The organism is Stenotrophomonas sp. P5_B8, from assembly GCF_054049855.1.
In genome coordinates, this window is the sequence record NZ_JBFULO010000581.1 from 1 (window position 1) to 1903 (window position 1903).

Genomic DNA, 1903 nt, shown 5'->3' on the forward strand with positions numbered 1-1903 from the left:
TCTTCCGGCCCGAGCGTGGTCTTTGGTATCTATCAGGGTACGTTCTCTCCGCGCGCGGAGCACAGCGCCTTCTCGATCTCGGGCCTTGCCGAGGCCCGGTAGACCTTTGGATCAACCAGAAGTTTGGCGAGATGGATGTTCGCGCCGTTCGACGATCGGTCATTAGCCAGCGCTGTGATCTCGAATCGACCAACTCCTACTCGATTCTTCCTGCATTGGGCCGAATTGGCATTCTGAATGACACGACTCCTGGCGTGTTTCATCGCCGCCCCACTGAAACACCAGTATTTGCCTTCGGCTCTCCTGGATCCGGCTTGTCGTCACTCGCGATGGCTCTGTCCATGCTCGGCTATCGCTGCTGTAGCGACTTGGAGGACTTGCCTGCAGCGGAAATGTCCGCGCTTCTTGCTGGGCGCCGTGAGGCCGTGTTCAATGCATATGTAAATATTGCCTCGCTTTCAGGCCACGCCGACCTGCTCAGACGGATTTACCCGTGCGCCAGAATTATTGTTATGGGAGATATAGAGACGCGCGAGCACTCGCTGTTAGCCCAATTCGTGTCAGAGGGCGCCCTGCATCTGTCAGATGCAGGGAGTTGGCTCGCGATCTGCCAGTACCTACGTTTAGCGCCGCCGCTGGATGCGTATCCCCGAGTTCCTGAAGTCGGACAACGGGCGCTGGCTGATGTTGATCCTTGCAGACCCGGCGCCACTTTCAGCCGGAAACAGCTAATGCACGACCATTCACCATGGATCGTCCCTCGGGATGTGATGTCAATCGGAATAGGTATTAAGCCCTGTCTGCCCAGAAGGCTAGCTCACATCACCAGATCGCGTTTTATTGATCAACTTCAAGATCTTGATCCGGCGCGATGGATGCTGCGGGAAGATACGTTTCCAGGTAATTTAGGCCTATTTAGGCCCGCAAATGTCACGACCAGTTCCGGACAGGGTGCAGTCCTTGCGGTGCGAAGAGAGGCACTCGGTGTGCGCGATCTGAGCGCCGCAGCCATATCAACCCAAAGCCGGTTCCTGTTCGGCCGCTTCGAAGCTACGTTGCAACCTGCGAATGTTCCGGGGTTAGTTACAGGCTTCTTCCTCCATCGTGACTCCCCTCGCCAAGAGATTGACATTGAGATCACTGGTGACCGCCCCGATCGCTTGCTGGTTAACGTATTTTATAACCCAGGCGCTGAGGGGGCGAAATACGACTACGGATATCGCGGGACGCCGGTAAGTATCGACCTAGGATTCGATGCATCGCAAAGCGCACATAGCTTTGCCATCGAGTGGGAACCAGACGAGATTCGCTGGTTCGTAGATGGGCGACTTGTCCACCGGCGAATGCTGTGGGGTCCCACGCCAATTCCACATCTGCCGATGACTCTACATGTGAACGTGTGGCCCACTCGCTCAACCGAACTCGCCGGCCAACTCCACTTGCTCAGGCTGCCCGCAATCGCGCGGATTAAAGGCATCTCGGTGGATGCCATTACAGCCGGTCAAGATTGCTTTGGCCACTTGCGGCTGTCAAGGCCATCCACGCTTGAGGAGATCACGCCTGCCCAAGTCTGACGGATGTCGCGGCCGGAAGCCGCACTTAATGCCAGTACGGTCTCAACGGGGCAGGGCGCCCGCACAGGGGATAGTTCAATGGCTCGCGGCATCACGGAACTAGACGCGCACGGTGCCGCTGAAGCGCTTGTCGCAGACGGCGAGCGCCCGACGGTGGAGCGCGTTCGGACACACACCGGTACGGGCTCCCGAATACGGTAACCCGCTTGCTGGAGACTTGGTGGCCAAGCCCCGGACGTCGGTTGCCCCCTGAGATTCCAGGCGTGGCTCGTTTAGAGGCTGCGCTTAGGCGAAGCCAGGTGACTGCTGGATACATTTCGGCCTTAGCC

At 58.0% G+C, this 1903-nt stretch carries 2 protein-coding genes; both read left to right on the forward strand.

Annotation, left to right across the window (positions count from 1 at the left end):
- Positions 1-131 precede the first annotated feature (131 nt).
- Complete coding sequence (locus tag ACXJKH_RS19560) at positions 132-1574, forward strand: family 16 glycosylhydrolase (RefSeq protein ID WP_457321862.1); 1443 nt, start codon at positions 132-134, stop codon at positions 1572-1574.
- Positions 1575-1652: 78 nt separating this feature from the next.
- Positions 1653-1775, forward strand: coding sequence for a DNA-binding protein (locus ACXJKH_RS19565; protein ID WP_457321864.1), 123 nt, complete (start codon positions 1653-1655; stop codon positions 1773-1775).
- Positions 1776-1903 lie beyond the last annotated feature (128 nt).